We start from the raw sequence: 21,880 nt of genomic DNA, 5'->3' as shown, positions 1-21,880 counted from the left end.
ATCAAACCCCTTCAGTGGTGCGTACGGCTCCGACGACTTCGGCGGTGCTCGCTCCGGCGCGTTCGGCGTGCCTGCGGAACCCGGCCGGGGTCCGCGAGAAATGCAGCGGGCTCTCCACTACGCGGATCGTGCCCTCGGTCGGGTGTTCCCGCTCGGTGATCAGCCCGACTTCCTGAACGTACGGGTCGGTCGGCAGGTCGGCGATGTCGACGACGACCGCGTACGGAACGTCATGGGCGGTCAGGTACTCCTCCCACTCCGCGGTGGTGCGGTTCGTGGAGTTGGCCAGTACCTTCTCCACCCCCGCGGTGAAAATCTCCCGGTCGATCACCGGGGAGTCCCAGGCCGGATCGGCCGCGGCGTCTTCGAGGCCGGCGCCGATCAGCAGCGTCCGCACGGCGTCGTTGGTGTAGGGCACCGCGGCGATCGCGCCGCCGTCGGCCGTGCGCATGGCGGCGTGCGTGTCGCTGAGCGAAAGCGGGTTGCCGACGTCGCCGGCGGCCGGGACGAAGACGTCGCCCGCCAGGTGCTCGACGAGGTTGACCGCGATCATCGCGTCGGCCATCGCCAGTTCGACCTGCTGGCCCTTGCCGGTGCGCTGCTGGTCGAACAGCGCGGCGAGAACGCCGCCCAGCAGGTACAGCGCGGCGGTCTTGTCGGCGATGAAGGTCGGGACGAACTGCAGCGTGCCGCCCGCCCGGTCCTGCAGGCTGACCAGGCCGGACGTGGCCTGGATGACCTCGTCGTAGGCGGGGCGGTTGGCGCGCGACGAGTGGGGCGCGAAGCCCTGCGCGTGGGCGTAGACGAGGCGCGGGAAGCATTCGCGCAGCTGCTCGTAGCCGAGGCCGAGCCGGTCGAGGGCGGCGGCGCGCATGTTGGTGACGAGGACGTCGGCGTCGGCGAGCAGGGCGAAGAGGTCTTCGCGGCCGGCGGGGTCCTTGAGGTCGAGTTCGATACTGCGTTTGTTCTGGTTGACCTGCATGTACAGCGGGGCCATCCCCGGCGTGCGGCCGGTGTTGGCCGGCGAGTGCCGGGCGACGTCGCGCAGCGGTTCGACCCGGATCACGTCGGCACCGAAGTCGCCGAGGATCTGCGTGGCGTACGGGCCCATCACCGCGGACGACAGGTCGAGCACCTTCACCCCGGAAAGCGGTCCGGTGGCTTCGTCGGGCATCTTCGCGGTCCTCCCGTTGACGATCTTTGGCTTCGCTCTTGACGCTAAGCGCTTGCTCACCGGAAGGGAATGACCGAGTGCATCAGATCGGTATGACCACGCTGATAACACCGTGGGTACGCTGCACTGCGTGGAGATCCACCACCTGCGGTACTTCCTCGCGGTCGCGCGCGAGCTGAACTTCACCCGCGCCGCGCGGTCGCTGAACATGTCGGTGCCGCCGCTCAGCCAGCGGATTCGCGACCTCGAACGCGAGCTGGGCGAACCGCTGTTCGACCGCTCCACCCACCACACCCGGCTGTCCGAGGCGGGCGAAGCACTGCTGCCGCTCGCCGAAGCGGTCGTCTCGGGCTTCGACGCCATTCCGGCGAAAATGCGCAACCGCGACCAGCGCACCGACATCCGCCTTGCCATCCCCGACGTGCTCAACCCCGCGCACCGCCGCCAGCTCAGCGAATCGATCCGGGCCCTGGACGGCTCCTACCGGTTCACGCTGCGGCAGATGCCGTCGCTCGAGATGGAATCAGCGCTGCGGAGCAACTCGATCGACCTCGCGGTGTCACATCTGGGCACTTCCGATGACCGGCTGTCCACGATCGTGCTTTACCGCGAGCCGCTCGGCGCCGTGGTCGACGCGTCGCGCTTCCCCGGACGCACCTCGCTGACCCTGGCTGACCTGCGCGGATTCCAGTATCTGCAGGGTCCGCGACACTGGGACCTCGGTTCGCGGCGGGCCGAGCAGCTCGCCGCCAAGGGCGTGCTGGTCGATCCAGAGGCGCAGTTCTCCGACGTCAGCGGACTGCTGATCTTCTTGCGCAGCACCAAAAGCTTCACCCTCGCGCCGGTCGAATCCGCGACCGCGCTGGCGCTGGACCCGAACGAATGCGCGGTCCTCCCGATCGACGATCTCGTCGCCACGCTGACCACGTTCCTGATCCGGCGCACCGCCGACACCCGGCTGGACCCGGTGGTCGAGGTGCTGCGGCACGCCCGCGTCCCCGGCTGACTTCGACCGACGCCCGACCCGCGGGTTCACTCCTCCGTGTCAACTTTACATTCGGATACCTCTTGTCAATCGCACTGTACATGTCTTACCTTCGTGTAAAGCCAGCCAACGGAGGAGGGCGTGATGAGCGAGATGACCGGCACCGTGCCGCTGGGGTCGACCGAAGGATGGACCGACAAGAAGCGGTACCTGTGGCTGATCGGACTGGTCGTGCCGTCGCTGGCGTTCCTCGCGATCGGCCTGCACGCCGCGACCGGATGGGGCGTCTGGCTCTGGATCGGGCCGATCGTGATCCTGGCGATCGTGCCCGCGATCGACCTGGTCGCCGGGCTCGACCGGAGCAATCCGCCGGACGACGTGATCGAGCGGCTCGAACAGGACCGGTACTACCGGTGGATCACCTACCTGTTCCTGCCGATCCAGTACGTCGGATTCGTCTTCGCGTTCTGGCTGATCGCGCGCGGTGAACTGTCCATCGCGGACAAGGTCGGACTGGCCGTCTCGATCGGCTGCATCGGCGGGATCGGCATCAACACCGCGCACGAACTGGGCCACAAGAAGGAAAGCCACGAGCGCTGGCTGTCGAAGATCGCGCTGGCGCAAAGCTTTTACGGGCACTTCTACATCGAGCACAACCGCGGGCACCACGTGCGCGTCGCGACTCCGGAGGACCCGGCGTCGAGCCGCGTCGGCGAGAGCTTCTACCGGTTCTGGCCGCGCACTGTGTTCGGTTCGCTGAAATCCGCGTGGGGACTGGAGCGCAAGCGTTACGCCCGCCGGAACAAGCATCCGTTCCGGATCGGCAACGACGTGCTCAACGCGTGGCTGATGTCCGCGGTGCTGTGGGTCGCGATGGTGGCGTGGCTTGGCGTCGGAATCCTGCCGTACCTGGTGATCCAGGCGGTGATCGGGTTCTCGCTGCTGGAAGTCGTGAACTACATGGAGCACTACGGGATGTTGCGGCAGAAGGTCGGGCCGCCGGAGCGCCGCCGGTACGAGCGCGTGGATCCCAGCCACAGCTGGAATTCCAACAACATCGCCACCAACGTCCTGCTGTATCACCTGCAGCGGCACAGCGATCACCACGCCAACCCGACCCGCCGCTACCAGACCCTGCGCGACTTCGCCGAATCTCCGGTGCTGCCGACCGGGTACGCCGGGATGATCGTGCTGGCACTGTTCCCGCCGCTGTGGCGTCGCGTCATGGACAAGCGGGTGCTCAACCACTTCGACGGCGATATGAGCCGGGCGAACATCCAGCCGTCTCAGCGGGAGAAAATCCTTGCCCAGTATGGATCTTCTGCCGTGAAGCCGGTTGCCGTGCCGGAGGACGTGCGCGGCGACGCCCGCGAAGGCGGAATGTGCCCCGGCTGCGGATACGTCTACGACGAGCAGCGCGGCGACCCGCGCGAAGGCTTCCCGGCCGGGACGCCGTGGTCGTCCATTCCGGACAGTTGGTGCTGTCCTGACTGCGGCGTAAGGGAAAAGGTCGACTTCGTTGCTCCCGGAAGGATGAGTGCGTGATGCGGATCGAAGCGGATTTGAACAAATGTGACGGCCTGGGCATGTGCGAAGCGATGGCGCCGGACTTCTTCGAGGTGGGTGACGAGGGCACGGTCGTCGTGCTCGACGAGAACCCCGGCGAGGAGCACCGGACCGACCTCGCCGCGGCGGTCGACGCCTGCCCGGTGCTCGCGCTGAAGCTGGTGTCATGACGCTCGCGGTGGTCGGCGCGTCGCTGGCGGGACTGCGAGCGGTCGAATCGGCGCGGCGGACCGGATACGACGGCCGGATCGTGCTGATCGGCGCGGAGGACCGCCTTCCCTACGACCGGCCGCCGCTGTCGAAGGCTTTCCTCGTGGCGGACGGCCCGGTTGCGGTGGAACCGTTTCTCAGCGAGGACGACCTGCGCGATCTCGGCGTCGAACTCTGGCTGGGCACTCCCGCGACCGGACTCGACCCGATCGCCCGGGAGATCCACCTCGGCGACACGACCGTCCCGTACGACGCGGCCGTCCTCGCCACCGGTGCCGCCGCCCGAGTTCTGCCCGGTACCGCGGAGATTTCCGGCATTCACTCGCTGCGCACGGCCGACGACGCGATCGCCATCCGGTCCGCATTGGACAGCGGGGTGAGGACAGTGGTGATCGGAGCCGGATTCATCGGCTCCGAAGTCGCTTCGGCCGCCCGCAAACGCGGTCTACCAGTGTCCATTGTGGAAGCTCTGGATGCTCCGTTGGTACGCGCGATCGGACCGGAAGTCGGCGATGTCTGCGCGGATCTTCATCGCGCCGCGGGCACCGATCTCTATCTGGGCACAACCGTCACCGGATTCGAAACCGCCGACGGCGCGGTCACCGGGGTCCGGCTGTCCACCGGCGAAATCCTCCGAGCCGACCTCGTCGTCGCGGGAATCGGCGCCGCCCCGGCCACCGGCTGGTTGCGCGACAGCGGACTCTTGCTGCACGAACGCGACGGCGGCATCGTCTGCGACGGCACGCTCGCCGCCGCACACGGCGTCTACGCGGCCGGCGACGTCGCGCACGTGGCGAACGCCCTGTTCGACGACGAGCTGATGCGGCTGGAGCACTGGACGAACGCGGCCGAGCAGGGTGCGGCCGCGGCTCGGCACGCGCTGGACCCCGCGAGCGCACGGGTGTTCAGCGCCGTGCCGTATTTCTGGTCCGATTGGTACTCCCACCGCATCCAGTTCGTCGGGACGCCGCGCGCGGACGAGGTGGTCGTCGCGGTCCCGGCCGAGTACGGCTTCACCGCGCTGTACCGGCGCGGCGACCGGCTTGTCGGCGCGTTCACTGTCGACCGACCGCGCGACATCATGAAGTACCGCAAGCGGATCGCCGCGCGGGCACCGTGGTCCGAGGCAGTCGCCTTTGCCTTGGAGAGGGCCGCTTAGAATGACCGCTATGAGCGCGCTTCCGGTGCCCGCGGGCGGCCAGTACCGGCAGCCCATCATCACTGCCGCCATCGAACTCACCGCCAAATCCGGCTGGCCAGCGGTCACCATGGCGCGGCTGGCCGAACTGGTCGGGGTGAGCAGGCAGACCGTCTACAACGAGATCGGCTCGAAAACCGCCCTGGCCGAGGCGATGATCTCGCACGAGCTGCAGCGGTTCCTCGCCGTCGTGAGCACCGCGTTCGACCGGCATCCGGACGACCTGGTCGAGGCGATCTACGACGCCGTCCGCGCGGTGCTCGAACTGGCCGACGACAACATCCTGCTGCGCGCCATCGCCTCCGCGACGCACGGCACCGACAACGAATTCCTCCCGCTGCTGACCACTCGCGCCGGCAGTCTGCTCACCGAAGCGAAAACCGTCCTGCGCGCCCGGGTTCTCCGCTACGCGCCGCCACTCGACGACGGCCAGCTCACCGTGGTCATGGACCTGGTCGTGCGCACCGTGCTGAGCCACGTGATGCAGCCGTCCGGCACCCCCGCCGAGACCGCCGACGGCCTGGCCTGGGTCGCCGCTCGGGTACTCGGCACCTCCCCGTCGGCCTCGATGCGCACCCGCTCGTAAACGAGATGCGCGGCCGACGCCCTGCGTGTCAGCCTGCCGCGCGTAGACCGTGAACGACTTTCCGCACTCGCCCACGTCCGGCACCCATCGCCGCTCCGGTCAGCCACGACGAGGTCCAGCGCCTGCTCGACCGCGGCATCCCGCGCGAGGACTCCGCTGTTCTAGACCTGGACTGCGGCAGTGCCGAGTGGCTGATCCGCGCCCTCGCCCCCTACCCGAGACTCCGCGCCGTCGGCGTCGACACCTCGGAATTCGCCCTCTCCCGTGCCCGCGCCGCCGCAACTGAATGAGGCGTCGCGAGCCGCCCCCGCCAAGATCTTCGGCGACCTGCCAGACCTGCCTGAACTCCTCGGCCAGATGACCGCCGCCGGCTGGACGCCGACCCACGGCCACCCGAGCACCCGCGCCGATCTGGACGCTTACGAATGGTCGTGGACCACCCGGAAGACCCCGACCAAGCCGAAGCCCTCGCCGCCGCGGCCACCCACCGCGACGAGTGGCTCCGGGATTACCGGCACTCGTTCGGCTTCGCGTGCGTCGTGCTGCGCGCTTGACAAAACTTCTTGTCAATGCCACGTTCGGACCAGACCCCAACCTGCGAAAGGGCACTCCGATGACCGACCTCGTGCCGTTCCTGATGTTCCAGAAGCGTGACGCCGCCGAGGCGATGGCCTTCTACACGTCGCTGTTCCCCGGTGATTCCGTGCTCTCCGAGGAGCGCTACGGCGCCGACGGCCCGGGCCCGGAGGGAACGATCGTGATGGCCGAGTTCACCGTCGCCGGGCAGCGGGTGCGGTGCAGCGACAGCTTCGTCAAACACGGCTTCGACTTCACGCCATCGACCTCGCTGTTCGTCACGGTCGACTCGACCGACGAACTCAAGCGGCTCTACGAGGCACTCGGCGAGGGCGGCGGAACGCTGATGCCGCTGGACGACTACGGCTTCGGCCCGTTCGCCTGGGTGAACGACCGGTGGGGCGTGTCGTGGCAGTTGAGCGCGAAGGGCTGAACCGCACAACAGGATACGCGTACGGTTTCTTTTTGCGATCGCTAATCACGACGGATCCGCAGCTCGAGAGCAATTCCCGACGCTATTGACCGAGCGCCAGATGTCCGGAAAAGGAATGCGGTCAGGTTATCCACGGACGGGTTAAGCGAAGGTATTCGGGCACCGCTAGAGTGAGCATTGGGAGGTTGGAGATCAGCCTGAGGGGGGGCCGATACCGCATCCCGGGGCCAGCCGTTTTACCCGCAGTAGTCCGCCGAGGCGGTGCTGGTCGGGCCAAGCGGCTGGCCCTTGTGCCGCATTGCGGAATCAAGAGTCACGACGGTCCGGAAGCCGCGCTTTCAGTCCTCTAAACCCGGCGATGAAGAATCAATTCGCGGCGCCTAGACGGCACGGTTCCGGTACAGCCACCACACGTCCCGGCCGAAGGACCAGCTCAGCGTTGCTGCCGCCGCCCCCGCCAGGACCGCTGGGGCGAATCCCGCCGCCGCGACGGTCAGGGCGATTCCCTGCATAGCCGCCACTGCCTTTCGCGCCCGGCTGGGGCGCAGCGGGGCGCGAAGCCACGGTGCCAGCCGGGCCGCGGCCACGAAGGCGTAGCGCATCAGGCCGATCGCCAGGACCCACGGGCCGACCGAGGTTGCGACCAGGACGCTCAGCACCAGGATCAGGAAGGCGTCCGCTTCCATGTCGAACCGGGCGCCCAGCGCGGAGACCGTTCTGGTGCGGCGCGCGACGTAGCCGTCTAGTGCGTCCAGGGCCAGGGCGACCGCTGCGATGGGGACGAGCAAGGTCAGCGGCGGGTGCCCGCCCAGGTGGTCGGCGACCAATGCGGTCACGCTGCCGATCAGGGCCGCTCGGGCGAGGGTCACCTGGTCGGCGGGGCCTAGCCGGTACACGCGGATCCGCCAGGCACCCTGGGTGAGCAGCACCACCAGGCCGAGCAGGTAGGCCACGCCGACTGCCCATCCGGCGAGGCCGAGGCCGGTCGTAACCGTCAGCAGGGTCAGCAGCGCGAGTTGCGCCAGCAGCGCGGGGGCCTGCTGGACGACGGTTGAACCCAGCTCGGCCGGGGTTCGTGTACACGTGGAGACAGCCATTTCTCCTCGATCCGGCAGCAACGGAGGACAACCTTGACACGGGCGGCGCAGGCCTTCTGGTTCACTTCGGCCGCGGGCGGGGAGGTCCGATCGGCCGAGGTGGCTGCTCCGCAGGACGGCGAAGTGCTGGTCCGAACGCGTTTTTCGGCGTTGAGCCGCGGCACGGAAAGTCTCGTCCTGCGCGGCGGAGTGCCGGAGAGCCAGCACGAGGTCATGCGCGCGCCGTATCAGGAGGGAGACTTTCCGTGGCCGGTCAAATACGGCTACCTGAACGTCGGCGAGGTCCTTTCCGGACCGCCGGAGCTGACCGGAGCCACGGTGTTCTGCCTGTATCCGCATCAGACCGAGTACGTCGTGCCCGCGTCGGCGGTCACGGTGGTGCCGGACGACGTCCCCGCGGCGCGGGCGGTGCTCGCCGGGACCGTCGAGACCGCGGTGAACGCGCTCTGGGACGCGGCTCCGCTGGTCGGCGACCGGATCGCGGTGGTCGGGGCGGGAATGGTCGGCTGCTGTGTCGCGCGGCTGCTGTCCCGGTTTCCCGGAGTCGACGTCCAGCTCGTCGACCCCGACGCGGATCGCGCGGCGATCGCGGACGCGTTCGGCATTCGGTACGCCACCCCGGAGACCGCGAGCGGCGACCTCGACCTCGTGGTGCACGCCAGCGCGACCGACGCCGGGCTCGCGCGTTCGCTGGAACTGCTCGGCCGCGAGGGCACGGTGGTCGAGCTGAGCTGGTACGGCGACCGTCAGGTGTCGGTGCCGCTCGGCGAGAACTTCCATTCGCGGCGGCTCACGGTGCGAGGCAGCCAGGTCGGCACGGTCTCGCCGGCTCGCGCGGCGCGGCGCGGTTACGGCGACCGGATGGCGCTGGCGTTGCGGCTGCTCGCGGACCCGGCGTTCGACGCGCTGATCACCAGCGAATCCACGTTCGCCGAACTGCCGGCCGTCGCGGCGCGGTTGGCGGACGGAACTTTGCGCGGACTGGCTCACCGGATCACCTACCCGTAAAGGAGAACGCGTTGTTCAGTGTCACCGTGCGCGATCACATCATGGTCGCCCACAGTTTCCGCGGCGAGGTTTTCGGCCCGGCGCAACGCTTGCACGGCGCGACGTTCGTGGTCGACGCGACGTTCCGGCGGCCCGAATTGGACTCGGACAACATCGTCGTCGACATCGGGCTCGCTACCCAGCAGCTCGGTGCGGTGCTCGCTGACCTGAACTACCGGAACCTGGACGACGAGCCCGATTTCGCGGGGATCAACACGTCGACCGAATATCTCGCCAAGGTGATCGCCGACCGGCTCGCGGACCGGATCCACGCCGGGGAGCTCGGTGAAAACGCTCGCGGACTGGCCCAGATTTCGGTGACCCTGCACGAATCCCACGCCGCTTCGGCCGGATACGAGCGTTCCTTGTGACCACAGTGGACTCTTCCGGTTACGCGCCGGAATGGTTGCGGCTCCGGGAGTCAGCCGACACCGCGGCCCGGGCGGCCGATCTCGTCGCCCTGCTCCCGGCCAGTCCGGGGGTGATCCGGGATCTCGGCTGCGGCACCGGGGCGATGGGTCGCTGGCTGAGCGGTCGCCTGCCGAAGCCGCAGCGGTGGATCCTGCACGACCAGGATCCGCGGCTGCTGGAGATCGCCGCGCGCAGTCTTCCGCCGGAGATCAGTGTCGAGACGGAACAAGCCGACGTGACTCGGCTGAACATCAGCGGAACGTCTCTAGTCACAGCATCCGCTTTGCTGGATCTCCTTACCAAGGAGGAGATTCAGCGCTTGGTGAAGTCCTGTGTGGACGCGCAAAGCCCGGCGCTGTTCACGTTGTCTGTGACCGGGTCGGCGCAGATCACGCCACCAGACGGGCTAGACGAAGCACTCAACACCGCGTTCAACGACCACCAACGCCGTGACGGAAAGCTGGGCCCCGAAGCCGCCGCCTTCACCGCGGCGGAGTTCACCCGACACGGCTGGACTGTCCACACCAGACCGTCACCGTGGCGGCTCGGTCCGGAACACCGCGAGCTCATCGACACCTGGTACCGCGGCTTCGTTGCCGCAGCACGAGAACAACAGCCGGACCTGGCGGTGCCCGAGAATCGGCGGATCGCCGAAGTCACCGTGCACCATCAGGACTTACTCGCTCTCCCCTGACGCTCGTCGCGCCCGGGCCCGGCGTTTGCCCTCGTGCATCGCCGCGACCCGGGCGACCGGGATCGTATGCCCCTCGGCGACGAGATCCGCCGGAAGTTCCTGCGGCTCCGGCAATTCCTCCGCCCACGGATCAGCGTTGCCCAGCAGCCCCACCGCGGTCTTCACCGTGAAATCCGCGGGTCTGACGTTGTCCGCGTCCGCCCAGCGAACCGGGAACGACACCGGCGCACCCGGCCGGATCCGCGGACTGTACACGGCCGCCACGGTAGCCCCGCCCGCGCGGGTCGAGTCGAGAAACACCTTGCCGTGCCGGTCTTCCCGGATGAACGCGGTGGTCGCCAGCTCCGGATCGATCCGTTCCGCCCGCGCGCCGACCGCCCGGGTCGCCGCCGCGACGTCCTCAAAGGACAGACCCGGGACGAGCGGCACGAACACATGCACGCCCTTGGACCCGCTGGTCTTCAACGCACCGGCGAGCCCGACGTCGGCCAGTGCCTGGCGCACCAGCCGGGCCGCCGCGACCGCGACGCTGAAGTCCGCGCCCTCCGGCGGGTCGAGGTCCATGATCAGATCGGTCTGGCCGATCGGATCCACCCTGGTCAGCGCCGGATGCAGTTCGACCGCGCGCTGGTTGCCGAACCACAGCAGCGTCCGGCGGTCGTTGCACAGGCCGTAGGTGACTGTCCGTTGTGAACTCTCCGCCCACAGTTTCGCCCGCGGCACCCACTCCGGCGTGTACTTCGGCAGGTTCTTCTGCATGAACGCGTCCTGCCCGCGCAGCACGCGCATCACCGACAGCGGACGGTCGCGCAGCACCGGCAGCAACCGGTCCGAAACGGCGTCGAAGTAGTCGACGAGGTCGCGCTTCGTCACCCCGGCGTCAAGGAACAGCTCCTGGTCGAGGTTGGTCAGGGAAACCCCTTCGCGCACCTCATCCGCTCTACTCATGCTGCCTCCGCGGCAGGAAGTACGTCGGCAGTGGCCATAGGTCAACCCTTGCCGACCAGCGCATTCCGGTCAACCGCTTAGACGAGCGGTTTCCCTTTGCGCAACCGCCGCCGGAAGTCCGCGAGGCACGCGTCATAGGGAAAACGCCGTACGCGCAGCGGAAGCGGTTCGACCATTCGGCCGATCGCGCGCATCAGCCGATCGAACCGGCGCTGGTCCGCGGCCGACCACGGCAGCCGCATCTGCTCGCGGAACACCTCCGGCAGGAATCCCGTCGTCACGAAGCGGTGGAACCGTCCGAAGAGGAACGAGAACGGCCGCGGCAGGAACTCCAGATTCGCGATGGCGGTGAGGTATTCGCGGAGCCGGTCGTCGATGTCCACTCGCGCCAGTCCGTCCGCCCAATACGCGGCGAAGTCCTTCGGCCAGTCTTCCGGACGCACCTGCAGCGTCGTGCCCAGCACCGCGGCCTCGGCGTACCACGATTCCGGAGCGGGCCGACCGAGAAACGCGCGGTGCACGTCCTCGACGCCACGGCACAGACAGGCAGCGACCCACAGTTGCAGCTCCCGGTCGAAAGCGCGGTACTGCACCGGACTCGCTTCGGTCGAGACCACCTGCGCGTGCACCGCGTTCACCGCCCGCCGGTACGCCTCCCGGTCAGCGTCGGTGCCCAGCACGGCGACGGCAAGGTAGGTGACGGTCGTGCGGGTGCGTTTCAGCGGATGCTTGAACAGATTCCCCGAATCGACCCGGCTTTCCATCACGCCGTACCCGACCTCGGGCCGGCCCAGCTGCATGATCACGTTCGCGCCGCCCGCGAGCAGGCTGACGCCGAGCACGCCGTCCTGGAGCATCCGTCCAGGGGAACGCCTCCGTTGACACGTTGTCAAGAGCCGCTAGGCGCGCACGACCCGCACGTCCGACACCTCCAGCAGCCCGTCCAGGTGCACCCGGGCGCGCGTGTGCGCCGGATCGACCACGAGCCCGTCGCGCCGGACCAGGTCGAGGACGCGTTCCGCCAGCGGCAGCACCAGGTGCCGTCCCCAGCAGCGTTCGCTGGGGTGCCCGAACGGGAGGTAGCCGGGGTGAGTGTCCGTGTCGAGCGCGGCCCAGCGGCTCGGCCGGAATTCGTCGGGCGCGTCCCACAGCTCCGGGTCGCGATGGCTGAGCAGCGGCAGCAGCAGGACGTCGTCGCCTGGGCCGATCCGGGCGTCCACCTCGGTGAACTCCAGCGAACGCACGCGCAGGATGTTCCACGACGGCGGCAGGAGACGCAGCGCTTCGTTGAGCACGTGCTCGGTCGGCACGTCGTCGTCCAGCGGCGAGCTGAGCCACAACGCGTTCGTGACCAGCGCGGCGACGGTGAAACAGACCGGCCCGGCCACGCGCCGGTAGAGGTACATCGCGAAGCGGCGCTGCTCGTAGGTATCCGACTCCAGCACCATCCGTGCCAAAGTGGACAGCGCGACCTCCGGTGCGGGCCGTCCCCACAGCGCGGCTCCGGCGGCGACCGCGGCCCAGGTGATCTTCGGCGTCAGTTCCAGCCGACGGTCGACGAGGATCCGGAATCGCCGCTGTTCGTGCCCGAACACCAGGTCTCGCAGGTAGTTGTGCGGCACGGCGGGCCACGTCCCGGTGAGTTCGGGTTCTCCGAGCGGCTTCTTGAGCGCGGCGCGCACGTCCGCGCCGACCGCACGCATCAGCGCCGACGATTCCGGCCGTGTGACGGTCCTGCCGCGCACCGGTTTGAACGTCGGCCGTTCCTCGGCGTTCGCGGGCCGGCTGCGCAGCAGAGCGTCCATCAGCTCGGCCCCGGCGACGCCGACCGTGTCCGGTTCCAGCCGAAAGAAGGATTTCCCCCGATAACGGTCCAGCAGTTCCTGAAGACGCGACGCGAATACCACTTGGCGCACTTTGTTCCGTTCAGCGGGAATAGTCACCGCGAAGCTCCTTCGCGACGCCGGGGCGGCCGGTCCCGGACATTCCGGAACCGGCCGATCCAGTTCGGACGAGACCGTCAGATCCAGCCGTATCAGGCGTAATACTTCAGGCTCTTGCCCGGAAGGGCCTTGCGCACGAGACGAACCAGCTTCACGGAAATTCCTCCGTATTCTCGAACACCGCCGACCGCACCCGCGGCCGCCGCCGACAGTACGGCGAGTTTCTCGAATACGCCGCAACACCGACCTGAACGGCCTACTCCGGCCGATCTGTCCGGGAATTCCGGCGGGAATTCCTTTGCGAGTCCGAGACGGCGTCCGTAAGCTTTGCCGCCCCAGTTCCTAAAGGGTCGACCGAGCGAACTCGATCAGCGCGCGGGCCGCGGGTCCGGACGGACCGTCGGACCGCCACGCCAGCGCCAGCTGTCCGCGCAGCTCCGGCCGCAGCCGCAGCGAGTGCAGCTCCTCGGCGTAGTAGCGAGCCAACGACTCCGGAACCAGCGCGACGCCGAGGCCGCGGATCGCGAGCTTGGCCAGCACGTTCGGGTCGCTCGCTTCGATAGTCACCCGCGAGTGCAGCCCGGCCGCGGCGAATCCGCGGTCCAGCACGCCGCGCATGCCGGTGCCCTTCGGCAGGCAGATCAGTGCCCGTTCGGCCAGCTCAGCCAGGGTGAGCGAGGCGCGGTCGGCGAATTCGTCGCCCAGCGCGGTGACCGCCACCAGCTCCTCGTCGAGCACGATCTGAGTGGTCAGCCCGGCGGGCGCTCCGTCGGCCAGGCCGATCACCGCGACGTCCAGCCGTCCTTCGCGCAACGCCTCGACCATCAGGTCGGAATTCGCTTCGCTGAGGGTGATTTCCACTCCCGGGTAGCGCTCGGCGAACCCGGCGAGGAACTCCGGCAGCGCCACCGGTCCGGCGGACGTCACCATCCCCATCGCCACCTGGCCGCGCACCAGCCCTTCGTGCTCCGCGACCGTCTCGCGCACCGCCGCGACCGCCGCCAGCGCGGCCCGAGCGTGCGGCAGAGCGGCCTCGCCGACGTCGGTGAGCCGCACCGTGCGGCCGGACCGGTCGAACAACGGCTGCCCCAGCTCGCGTTCCAACCGCCGGATCTGCGCGCTGACCCCGGGCTGCGCGACATGCATCCGCGCCGCCGCGCGCGTGAAGTTGGCTTCCTCGGCGACCGCGACGAAGTACTCGAGCTGATGCAGTTCCATAACCAATAATTCTAGCTGTCGGAACTAGTATCTCTTGGACTTATCGCCGATCAGCCAGCACGCTGAAGGCATGCAGACGTTCACCCCTGAACAAGCCGGTTACCGCGAAGAGATCGCCGGGTTCCAGACCGGCATCACCTCCGCCCCGCAGCTGGTCGTCGCCGCCACCAGCGCGGACGACGTCGCCGCCGCGGTCCGCCTCGCCGCCGAACGCGACCTGCCGGTTGCCGTGCAGGCCACCGGCCACGGACTGCGCGCACCGGCCGAGGGCGTGCTGATCTCGACCCGCCGGATGACCGGCGTGACCATCGACCCGGACCGCGCCGTGGCTCGGGTCGAAGCCGGAACGACCTGGGGCAGTGTCATCACGACCGCAGCGGAGCACGGGCTCGCGCCGCTGAGCGGTTCGGCCCCGGGCGTCGGAGTGGTCGGCTACACCCTCGGCGGCGGTTTCGGCCTGCTCGGCCGGCATTTCGGCCTGGCCTCGGACCGCGTCCGCTCCGCCGAGATCGTCCGGCCCGACGGCACGCGCGCCACCGGCCCGATCGACGCCGGGATCGTGACCGCGCTGGAGTTCGGCCTCGTCCCGGTGACCACCCTGTACGGCGGCGGACTGTACTTCGACACCGCCAAGATCCCGGACGTCCTGCGCACCTGGCGCGACTGGACCGCCGACCTGCCGGACACCGTCGGCACCTCGGTCGCGATGGTGCCCTACCCGGACCTGCCGATGGTGCCGGAACCGTTGCGGGGCAAGCACATCGCGCACATCCGCGTGGCGTATCTCGGCACGGACGGCGACGAGCTCGTCGCGCCGCTGCGCGCACTCGGCCCGCTGCAGGACACCCTCACCACGATGCCGTTCACCGACTCCGGCCAGATCGCCGCGGAACCGCCGCACCCGCACTCGTACCTCGGCGACAACCGGGTGCTGCCGACGCTCCGGGACGACGTGCTGAGCACTGTGCTCGACCACGCCGGCCCGGACGCCCCGATTCCGCCTGTGCTGATCATCGACCTGCTCGGCGGCGCGTACCAGCACTCCTCCGCGCCCGATTTCACCGCCGATTCGCGCTACACCGTGCGTGCGCTGTCGATGATCGAGCCGGACGCGGCGACCGTGCAGGCCGCCCACGCCAAGCTGTTCGCTCCGCTGGATCCGATGTCGACTGGACGGTTGCGGAGCTTCGTCTACGGACAGCCGCTGGGCTGACTGTGCCGATCATTGCTAATCCGACCGCAGTCACGGCCTAATGACTTCCTGGCAACGGTTACGCGCCGAGGTGGGGGGCGGCCTGCTTTTGGCCGGATTAGCAACTCAGCGCTCGAGAACGAAGACCGGGATCACGCGCTCGGTCTTCTTCTCGTACTCCGCGAAGCCCTCGGCGTGCGCGACCATCCCGGCGTACAGCCGGTCGCGCTCGGCGCGGTCGGTCACGAGCTTCGCCGTCGCCGGGAACTTCTCGGTGCCGATCTCGACCGTGACGGACGGGTTCGCGACGAGGTTGTGGTACCAGTCCGGGTTGGTGTCCGCGCCGCCCTTGGACGCGGCGATCACGATCCGGTCGCCGTCGGTGGTGTACACCAGCGGGCTGACCCGCTGTTTGCCGCTTTTCGCGCCGGTGTGCGTGAGCAGCAGCATGTTCCTGCCCTCGAACATGCCGCCGACCTTGCCCGCGTTCGCGCGGAACTCGTCGATGATCTGCTGGTTCCAGTCCGACATCGGAGACTCCCTGTTTGATGATGTAACAACAAACCTAGCCGCGCGCCTCGGGCTGTCAACACACGCGCAGGTACTGTCGCGGCATGGCCACCGAATCCGGCCCGACCGTCGAGGACGGGGTTCGCGAACTGCTGCTGCTCATGCCCCGCATCGTCGGGCGCGCGAAGCGGACGCCGCCGCCTCCGGAACTCGACGACGTCGCGCTCGCGCCGCGGCATCTGTCCCTGCTGGCCTATCTGTTGTTCGACGGCCCGATGACGGTCAACGAACTCGCCGGACGGCTCGAAATCGCACCCACCACAGCGAGTCTGATGATCGGCGACCTGTCCCGGCAAGGCGTGCTGGAACGCACCGAGGACCCGGACGACCGGCGGCGCACCATCGTGAGCATCCACGCGGACAAGCGCCCCGCAGTGGACGCGTGGCTCGCTCGTGGGGCGAAGGCGTGGCAGGAAGCGCTGTCCCCGTTGAGTCCGAGCGAGCGGGCGCTGGTGATCAACACGCTCAAGGTGTACGAGCAATACGGCTCACGAGGGGACTAGCCACTGCGCCTGCGGGCCCCCGCATTTCCGCGGCCACGCCGCGTCGTGCTGATACCACCAGGCTTCGCAGCCCCGCCCGTCCGGCAGGGTGTACCGCGGCGGTCCCGGCACCCCGCGCAAGCCGGCGGCTTCCAGCGAACGGCCGCTGGCGACGTTGCCGACCTCCGCGCCCGCGCGCACCCGCGAAAGCCCGAGATGCTCGTGCGCCAGCACCAGGCCGGCGGCGAACAGGTCGCGGCCGAATCCGTGTCCGCGATACTCCGGCGCGAGATAACCGCCGGTTTCCGGGCCGCCGTCCTCGCCCGCGTGCACGCTGACGAGACCGGCGCAGCGGCCTGCCACGAGATCGATCGCGACGACGTCCACCGAATGCGGATCCGGCGTGGTCCAGTCCGGTCCGGTGCCGGGAATCACGCGCAACGCCTCGCCGCGCATCGGCTCGGCCACCACGGACTCGGGAAGCCAGCCGAGCCAGCGCTGCGCGGCCGCGTCGCTGCCGCCCGCGACGGCCGCCGCGTACTCCCAGGCGGTGGGAGTACGGAAAAGGAACCGGCCGAACGCGAAGGCGTGTCCCCGGCGGTCGCAGGTGCGTTTCGCCATCAGCCGTCCGCGGCGGGTCAGCCGGCTCACCAACGGTGCAGTGCTCACAAACGCCATCGCGCCGGAAATGCTACCCCTCGCTTGTTATGGTGATCGGGTGACGGCCGTACCGGAAGCAGCCGATGCCGACAACGGGCGCGCGGCCCAGCCCCGGCACCTCATTGTGTCGGTCTACGGCGTCCACCACCAGGCGGGCGGCGAATGGCTTTCAGTCGCCTCGCTGATCGATCTGCTCGCCGCGGTCGGCGTCGACGAGCCCGCCGTGCGGTCGTCGATTTCCCGGCTCAAACGACGCGGGGTCCTCGACGCGGTGCGCCGCGACGGAGCCGCCGGGTACGAATTGTCCGGTACCGCACTGGATTTGCTGCGCGAGGGCGACGAACGGATCTTCCGCCGCGACCGCGCGAAGCTCGCCGACGGCTGGCTGCTCGCGGTGTTTTCGGTGCCGGAAGCCGAACGGCACAAGCGGCATGTGCTGCGGACGCAGTTGTCGCGGCTCGGTTTCGGCACCGCCTCTTCGGGCGTGTGGATCGCGCCAGCGCACCTGTACGAGGCGACCGTTGGCACGCTGGAGCGCCTCGGGCTGGCCGAGTACGCCGATGTGTTCCGCGCCGAGCACCTCGCTTTCGGCGACCCGCGCGAGAAGGTGCGCGAGTGGTGGGACCTCGACCAGCTGGACGAGCTGTACACGGCGTTCCTCGAAGAGCACGAACCGGCGCTGCGCCGGTGGCAGCGCCGCCGCACGACGCCCACGGACGAAGCGTTCGCCGATTACCTGCGCGTGCTCACCGGCTGGCGGCGGATGCCGTACCTCGACCCGTGCCTGCCCGCGGAATTGCTGCCCGAGGGCTGGTCCGGCATCCGGGCCGCGGAGGTGTTCTTCACGCTGCACGACCGGCTCGAGGAAGCCGCGCGCACGCACCTGCGGCAGGTGCTCAGCGGTTGACCACCGCGTAGCCCTGCACTTCCACCAGCGCCTCGACGTCCCACAGCCGGTTCACGCCGATGCCCGCCATCGCCGGGTAGTCCGCGCCCACCAGCCGCTTCCACACGCGGCCGATCTCGCGCGCGTGCGCCTTGTAGTCGTCCATGTCGACGATGTAGACGGTCAAGCTGCACAGGTCCGCGGGTTCACCGCCGGCCGCGCGCAAAGCGGTGAGCAGGTTGCCGAGCGCACGCTCGAACTGCTCCACGACACCGTCGCCGACGATCCGGTTGTCCGCGTCCAGCGCGGTCTGCCCGGCGAGGAACACCAGCCGGCCCTGCGCCGCCACCGCGTGCGAGAACCCCGACGGCTTGCCCAGCTCGGGGGGATTGATCCGCTCCATGCCGGGAGCGTAACCCATCTATCGTCTTCTTGACGACCGTAGGACGGGCAACATACTCTGGGTCGCGTGCGGATTTCAGTAGTCGGCGGCGGACCCGCGGGTCTCTACTTCGCCGTGCTCGCGAAACAACTCGGCCCGGACCACGAGATCACGGTCTGGGAGCGCAACGCGCCTGATGACACGTTCGGCTTCGGGGTCGTCTTCTCCGACGAGACGCTCGGCGGCATCGAGCACGCCGACCCGGCCGTGCACGAGGCGATGAGCCGGGAGTTCGCGCGCTGGGACGACATCGACGTGCACTACCGCGGCACGGTGTCGACCTCGGGCGGGCACGGATTCGCCGCGATGAGCCGCAAACGGCTGCTCGCGATCCTGCAGCAGCGGTGCCGCGAAATGGGCATTGATGTCCGATTCCGCAGTCTCGCGCCGGATCCGGCAGTACTGGCCGCTTCCGCTGATCTCGTGGTCGCGGCGGACGGCGTGAATTCCGCGGTGCGCACGGCGTTCGCCGATTCGTTCCGGCCGTCCGTCGAAACCCGGCAGTGCCGCTACATCTGGCTCGGCACGGACCTCGTGTTCGACGCGTTCAAGTTCTACGTCCTCGAGACTCCGCACGGCGTCATGCAGGTCCACGGCTATCCGTACGGCCGGGACGGCAGCACCTTCATCCTGGAGATGCACGAGGACGTGTGGCAGCGGGCGTTCGGCCCGATCGCCGCCACCGGACTCGGCCCGGGGGAAAGCGACGAGAAGTCGATCGAGCTGATCCGCGAACTGTGCGGCGACATTTTCGACGGACATCAGCTGCTGGCCAACAACTCCAAGTGGACCACGTTCGGCACGGTCCGCTGCGAAAGCTGGGTCCACGACAACGTCGTGCTGCTCGGCGACGCGGCGCACACCGCGCATTTCTCGATCGGCTCGGGCACGAAGCTCGCCATGGAGGACGCGCTCGCGCTCGCCGCCTGCCTGCACGAACAGCCGAGTGTTCCGGAAGCCCTTGCCGCGTATGAAGAAGAGCGCCGACCGGTAGTCGCGTCCACGCAGCGTGCGGCGCAGGCGAGCCTGGAATGGTTCGAGAATCTGGCACAGTACACGCATCAGGAGCCGGAGCAGTTCGCGTTCAACCTGCTTACCCGCAGCCGCCGCGTCACTTACGACAACCTGAAGCTGCGAGACAAGGAATTCGCCGCGTCGCTGGATCAGTGGTTCGCCGATTCGCTCGGAACTTCCGTTGCGCCGCCGATGTTCCAGCCGGTCCGGATCGGTTCGCTGGAATTGCCGAACCGGATCATCGTTTCTCCGATGGACATGTACTCCGCGGTCGACGGCGTGCCCGGCGAATTCCACCTGGTGCACTTGGGAAGCAAGGCGCTCGGCGGGGCCGGGCTGGTCATGACCGAGATGATCTGCGTGTCCGCCGAGGGCCGGATCACGCCGGGTTGCCCGGGGCTCTACACCTCCGAGCAGGAAGCCGCGTGGAAGCGGATCGTCGAGTTCGTGCACCGGGAAACCCCGGCGAAAATCGGGTTGCAGCTGGGGCATTCGGGCCGCAAGGGCTCCACGAAGCTGATGTGGGAAGGCATTGACGACCCGCTGCCGGAAGGCAACTGGGAGGTCTGCGCGCCGTCCGCGCTGCCGTACTCGCCGAACAACCAGACGCCGCGCGAGCTGACCGTCGCCGAACTGGGCGAGATCCGGGACCAGTTCGTTTCGGCCGCGGAAGCCGCCGCGCGCGCCGGGTTCGATCTGCTGGAACTGCACTGCGCGCACGGCTACCTGCTGTCGTCCTTCCTGTCTCCGCTGACCAACCATCGCACCGATTCCTATGGCGGCTCACCGGAAAACCGGCTGCGCTTCCCGCTGGAGGTCTTCGACGCGGTGCGCGCGGTGTGGCCAGCCGACCGTCCGCTGACTGTCCGGATCTCCGCCACGGACTGGTTCGAGGGCGGCAACGACGCCGACGAGGCCGTCGCCATCGCGCGGGCTTTCGCTGAGCACGGTGCGGCGGCGATCGATGTGTCGACCGGACAGGTGGTCAGCGAGGAGAAGCCGAAGTTCGGGCGCAGCTACCAAACGCCGTACGCCGACCGGATCCGCAACGAAGTCGGCCGCCGCTATGGCACCGCAGTGATCGCCGTCGGTGCGATTTCCTCTTACGACGACGTGAACTCGCTCATCCTCGCCGGCCGGGCCGATCTGTGCGCACTCGGCCGGACGCATCTGTTCAATCCACAATGGACTTTGCACGCGGCCGCCGCGCAGGAGTACCCGGTGCCGTGGCCGAAGCAGTGGGCCGCGGGCAAACGCCCGCCACAGACCGGCCGCACCGACGGTCCGGAACCGCGACTCGACCTGGTCCGCACCGGCGGCCACCAGACCGCCCATGCCCGTTGGCGACCGGAGGACGTCCGATGAACGCTTTCGCTTTCACTCCGGAACAGACCGCATACGCCGCTTCCGTACGGAAGATCGCCGCCGAACAGCTCGTCGAGTTGGCCGCTGCGGGTACCGAAGGCGCGGTAAACCGTCCGCTGCTCAAGGCCATGGGCGCACACGGCTTGCTCGCCCGGTTGTTCCCCGGTGTCGAAAGTGGACAGCCGACCCGGCAGGCGGCCGCGACCGATCTGTGCCTGCTGCGGGAAGCCCTAGCCACGCAAAGCACCGAAGCCGAGACCGCCTTGGCGTTGCAGGGCTTGGGCAGCTACCCGGTACTTCAGTCTGGTTTGGACGAGCAGGTCCAGCGCTGGCTCCCCGCCGTCGCCGCTGGTGACGCCGTCGCCGCCTTCGCGCTGACCGAGCCCGATGCGGGATCCGATGCTGCCGCGCTGCGACTGGCCGCCGAACCAGACGGCGACGGCTGGCGGCTCACCGGCACCAAAATGTGGATCTCGAACGCCCCGGAAGCCGACTTCTACACAGTTTTCGCGCGCACGACCCCCGACGCCGGTTCCCGCGGAGTCAGCGCCTTCGTCGTCCCCGGCGACCGCGCCGGACTCAGCGGGGAACACCTGGACTTGGTGAGCCCGCACCCCATCGGCACCGTGGTATTCGACGGCGTCCGGGTAAACCGCGACGAACTGCTCGGCGAGGAAAACCGCGGTTTCGCCGTAGCGATGCGGACTTTGGACCTGTTCCGCCCGAGCGTCGGCGCCTTCGCCGTCGGCATGGCACAAGCCGCCCTCGACGCGACCGTCGAGTACACCGCTTCGCGCGAGGCATTCGGCGGGCCGTTGGTGAAGCAGCAAACGGTCGCACACACGCTGGCCGAAATGGCGACGCGGACGGAAGCCGGTCGCCTGCTGGTCTACGCCGCCGCAGCCGCTTACGACGCCGGGGAGCAGAACCTCGCGGGCCGCGCGGCAATGGCTAAGTTGTTCGCGACCGAGACCGCGCAATACGTGGTGGATCAAGCGGTGCAATTGCACGGTGCCCGCGCACTGCGGCGAGGGCACTTGCTGGAGCATCTGTACCGAGAGGTCCGAGCGCCGCGCATTTACGAAGGCGCGTCCGAGATCCAGCGGACGGTCATCGCGCGGTCTCTGCAGCGACGCGGATGAGCCGCCTGCTGGCGTTCTGACCAGCAGGCGGCTCGGACGGC

General features: G+C 68.7%; 24 protein-coding genes. 15 read left to right on the top strand and 9 right to left on the bottom strand.

Annotated elements, in window-relative coordinates; genetic code table 11:
- Position 1: 1 nt before the first annotated feature.
- Entirely contained in the window at positions 2-1,174 is a 1,173-nt protein-coding gene (locus H5411_RS20050; RefSeq protein WP_183124629.1) for a CaiB/BaiF CoA transferase family protein, read from the bottom strand.
- 130 nt (positions 1,175-1,304) lie between these two features.
- Between H5411_RS20050 and H5411_RS20045 the strand changes: the two genes are divergently transcribed.
- The 7 genes from H5411_RS20045 to H5411_RS20015 all read left to right on the top strand — a co-directional run bounded on the left by H5411_RS20045 (position 1,305) and on the right by H5411_RS20015 (position 6,728).
- Entirely contained in the window at positions 1,305-2,180 is an 876-nt protein-coding gene (locus tag H5411_RS20045) for a LysR family transcriptional regulator (RefSeq protein ID WP_101441021.1), read from the top strand.
- Between the two features lie 123 nt (positions 2,181-2,303).
- Entirely contained in the window at positions 2,304-3,704 is a 1,401-nt protein-coding gene (locus H5411_RS20040; RefSeq protein WP_183124628.1) for a fatty acid desaturase, read from the top strand.
- Positions 3,704-3,895, top strand: coding sequence for a ferredoxin (locus H5411_RS20035; RefSeq protein WP_037811043.1), 192 nt, complete (start codon positions 3,704-3,706; stop codon positions 3,893-3,895). Before H5411_RS20040 ends, H5411_RS20035 begins: the two co-directional genes overlap by 1 nt.
- A complete protein-coding gene (locus tag H5411_RS20030) occupies positions 3,892-5,094 on the top strand; it encodes an NAD(P)/FAD-dependent oxidoreductase (protein ID WP_183124627.1) in 1,203 nt (400 codons plus the stop codon). Before H5411_RS20035 ends, H5411_RS20030 begins: the two co-directional genes overlap by 4 nt.
- A 1-nt stretch (position 5,095) precedes the next feature.
- Positions 5,096-5,719 carry a TetR/AcrR family transcriptional regulator gene (locus H5411_RS20025; protein WP_183124626.1) on the top strand — a complete coding sequence of 208 codons (624 nt, stop codon included), beginning with the start codon at positions 5,096-5,098 and terminating at the stop codon, positions 5,717-5,719.
- A 431-nt stretch (positions 5,720-6,150) separates the two neighbouring features.
- A complete protein-coding gene (locus H5411_RS48485) occupies positions 6,151-6,273 on the top strand; it encodes a hypothetical protein (protein ID WP_281377261.1) in 123 nt (40 codons plus the stop codon).
- A gap of 59 nt (positions 6,274-6,332) precedes the next feature.
- Positions 6,333-6,728, top strand: a complete 396-nt coding sequence (locus H5411_RS20015; protein WP_101437442.1) for a VOC family protein — start codon at positions 6,333-6,335, stop codon at positions 6,726-6,728.
- Positions 6,729-7,108: 380 nt separating this feature from the next.
- Here H5411_RS20015 and H5411_RS20010 read toward each other — a convergent pair whose 3' ends face one another.
- Positions 7,109-7,825, bottom strand: a complete 717-nt coding sequence (locus H5411_RS20010; RefSeq protein WP_183124625.1) for a CDP-alcohol phosphatidyltransferase family protein — start codon at positions 7,823-7,825, stop codon at positions 7,109-7,111.
- 33 nt (positions 7,826-7,858) lie between these two features.
- Here H5411_RS20010 and H5411_RS20005 point away from each other — a divergent pair, with 33 nt between their 5' ends.
- From H5411_RS20005 to H5411_RS19995, 3 genes are read left to right on the top strand one after another with little or no spacing between them, the layout of a single operon-like run.
- Positions 7,859-8,833 carry a zinc-dependent alcohol dehydrogenase gene (locus H5411_RS20005; RefSeq protein WP_183124624.1) on the top strand — a complete coding sequence of 325 codons (975 nt, stop codon included), beginning with the start codon at positions 7,859-7,861 and terminating at the stop codon, positions 8,831-8,833.
- A gap of 11 nt (positions 8,834-8,844) precedes the next feature.
- Entirely contained in the window at positions 8,845-9,243 is a 399-nt protein-coding gene (locus H5411_RS20000; RefSeq protein WP_183124623.1) for a 6-pyruvoyl trahydropterin synthase family protein, read from the top strand.
- Positions 9,240-9,977 carry a class I SAM-dependent methyltransferase gene (locus tag H5411_RS19995; RefSeq protein ID WP_183124622.1) on the top strand — a complete coding sequence of 246 codons (738 nt, stop codon included), beginning with the start codon at positions 9,240-9,242 and terminating at the stop codon, positions 9,975-9,977. The genes H5411_RS20000 and H5411_RS19995 overlap by 4 nt, the downstream gene beginning before the upstream one ends.
- On the opposite strand, the gene H5411_RS19990 is transcribed toward H5411_RS19995, so the two are convergent.
- The 4 genes from H5411_RS19990 to H5411_RS19975 all read right to left on the bottom strand — a co-directional run bounded on the left by H5411_RS19990 (position 9,960) and on the right by H5411_RS19975 (position 14,086).
- The gene (locus tag H5411_RS19990; RefSeq protein WP_183124621.1) at positions 9,960-10,925 is read right to left on the bottom strand and encodes a DNA polymerase domain-containing protein; all 966 of its coding nucleotides are present in this window, start codon (positions 10,923-10,925) and stop codon (positions 9,960-9,962) included. The two genes, H5411_RS19995 and H5411_RS19990, sit on opposite strands and share 18 nt — an antisense overlap.
- Before the next feature lie 77 nt (positions 10,926-11,002).
- Complete coding sequence (locus H5411_RS19985) at positions 11,003-11,782, bottom strand: oxygenase MpaB family protein (protein WP_183124620.1); 780 nt, start codon at positions 11,780-11,782, stop codon at positions 11,003-11,005.
- Positions 11,783-11,824: 42 nt separating this feature from the next.
- Positions 11,825-12,868 carry a cytochrome P450 gene (locus H5411_RS19980; RefSeq protein ID WP_312878461.1) on the bottom strand — a complete coding sequence of 348 codons (1,044 nt, stop codon included), beginning with the start codon at positions 12,866-12,868 and terminating at the stop codon, positions 11,825-11,827.
- 342 nt (positions 12,869-13,210) lie between these two features.
- A complete protein-coding gene (locus tag H5411_RS19975) occupies positions 13,211-14,086 on the bottom strand; it encodes a LysR family transcriptional regulator (RefSeq protein ID WP_183124619.1) in 876 nt (291 codons plus the stop codon).
- 70 nt (positions 14,087-14,156) lie between these two features.
- Here H5411_RS19975 and H5411_RS19970 point away from each other — a divergent pair, with 70 nt between their 5' ends.
- Positions 14,157-15,299 (top strand): FAD-binding oxidoreductase, encoded by a 1,143-nt coding sequence (locus H5411_RS19970; protein ID WP_183124618.1) that lies wholly within the window; start codon positions 14,157-14,159, stop codon positions 15,297-15,299.
- A gap of 105 nt (positions 15,300-15,404) precedes the next feature.
- Here H5411_RS19970 and H5411_RS19965 read toward each other — a convergent pair whose 3' ends face one another.
- Entirely contained in the window at positions 15,405-15,809 is a 405-nt protein-coding gene (locus tag H5411_RS19965; protein WP_183124617.1) for a nitroreductase family deazaflavin-dependent oxidoreductase, read from the bottom strand.
- 83 nt (positions 15,810-15,892) lie between these two features.
- On the opposite strand from H5411_RS19965, the gene H5411_RS19960 reads away from it, so the two are divergent.
- The gene (locus H5411_RS19960; RefSeq protein ID WP_183124616.1) at positions 15,893-16,351 is read left to right on the top strand and encodes a MarR family winged helix-turn-helix transcriptional regulator; all 459 of its coding nucleotides are present in this window, start codon (positions 15,893-15,895) and stop codon (positions 16,349-16,351) included.
- On the opposite strand, the gene H5411_RS19955 is transcribed toward H5411_RS19960, so the two are convergent.
- Positions 16,337-17,008 carry a GNAT family N-acetyltransferase gene (locus H5411_RS19955; RefSeq protein WP_183124615.1) on the bottom strand — a complete coding sequence of 224 codons (672 nt, stop codon included), beginning with the start codon at positions 17,006-17,008 and terminating at the stop codon, positions 16,337-16,339. The genes H5411_RS19960 and H5411_RS19955 overlap by 15 nt on opposite strands.
- Positions 17,009-17,048: 40 nt before the next feature.
- Between H5411_RS19955 and H5411_RS19950 the strand changes: the two genes are divergently transcribed.
- Positions 17,049-17,897: a PaaX family transcriptional regulator gene (locus tag H5411_RS19950; RefSeq protein ID WP_101437431.1), complete on the top strand. Its 849-nt coding sequence runs from the start codon at positions 17,049-17,051 to the stop codon at positions 17,895-17,897.
- On the opposite strand, the gene H5411_RS19945 is transcribed toward H5411_RS19950, so the two are convergent.
- Complete coding sequence (locus H5411_RS19945; protein ID WP_037811023.1) at positions 17,887-18,279, bottom strand: RidA family protein; 393 nt, start codon at positions 18,277-18,279, stop codon at positions 17,887-17,889. The genes H5411_RS19950 and H5411_RS19945 overlap by 11 nt on opposite strands.
- 66 nt (positions 18,280-18,345) lie before the next feature.
- On the opposite strand from H5411_RS19945, the gene H5411_RS19940 reads away from it, so the two are divergent.
- Entirely contained in the window at positions 18,346-20,697 is a 2,352-nt protein-coding gene (locus H5411_RS19940; protein WP_183124614.1) for a bifunctional salicylyl-CoA 5-hydroxylase/oxidoreductase, read from the top strand.
- Positions 20,694-21,839, top strand: a complete 1,146-nt coding sequence (locus tag H5411_RS19935) for an acyl-CoA dehydrogenase family protein (RefSeq protein ID WP_183124613.1) — start codon at positions 20,694-20,696, stop codon at positions 21,837-21,839. The genes H5411_RS19940 and H5411_RS19935 overlap by 4 nt, the downstream gene beginning before the upstream one ends.
- Positions 21,840-21,880 lie beyond the last annotated feature (41 nt).

It is taken from the genome of Amycolatopsis echigonensis (assembly GCF_014174495.1).
GTDB classification, from domain to species: domain Bacteria; phylum Actinomycetota; class Actinomycetes; order Mycobacteriales; family Pseudonocardiaceae; genus Amycolatopsis; species Amycolatopsis echigonensis.
This window is presented reverse-complemented; position numbering and strand designations above follow the sequence as displayed.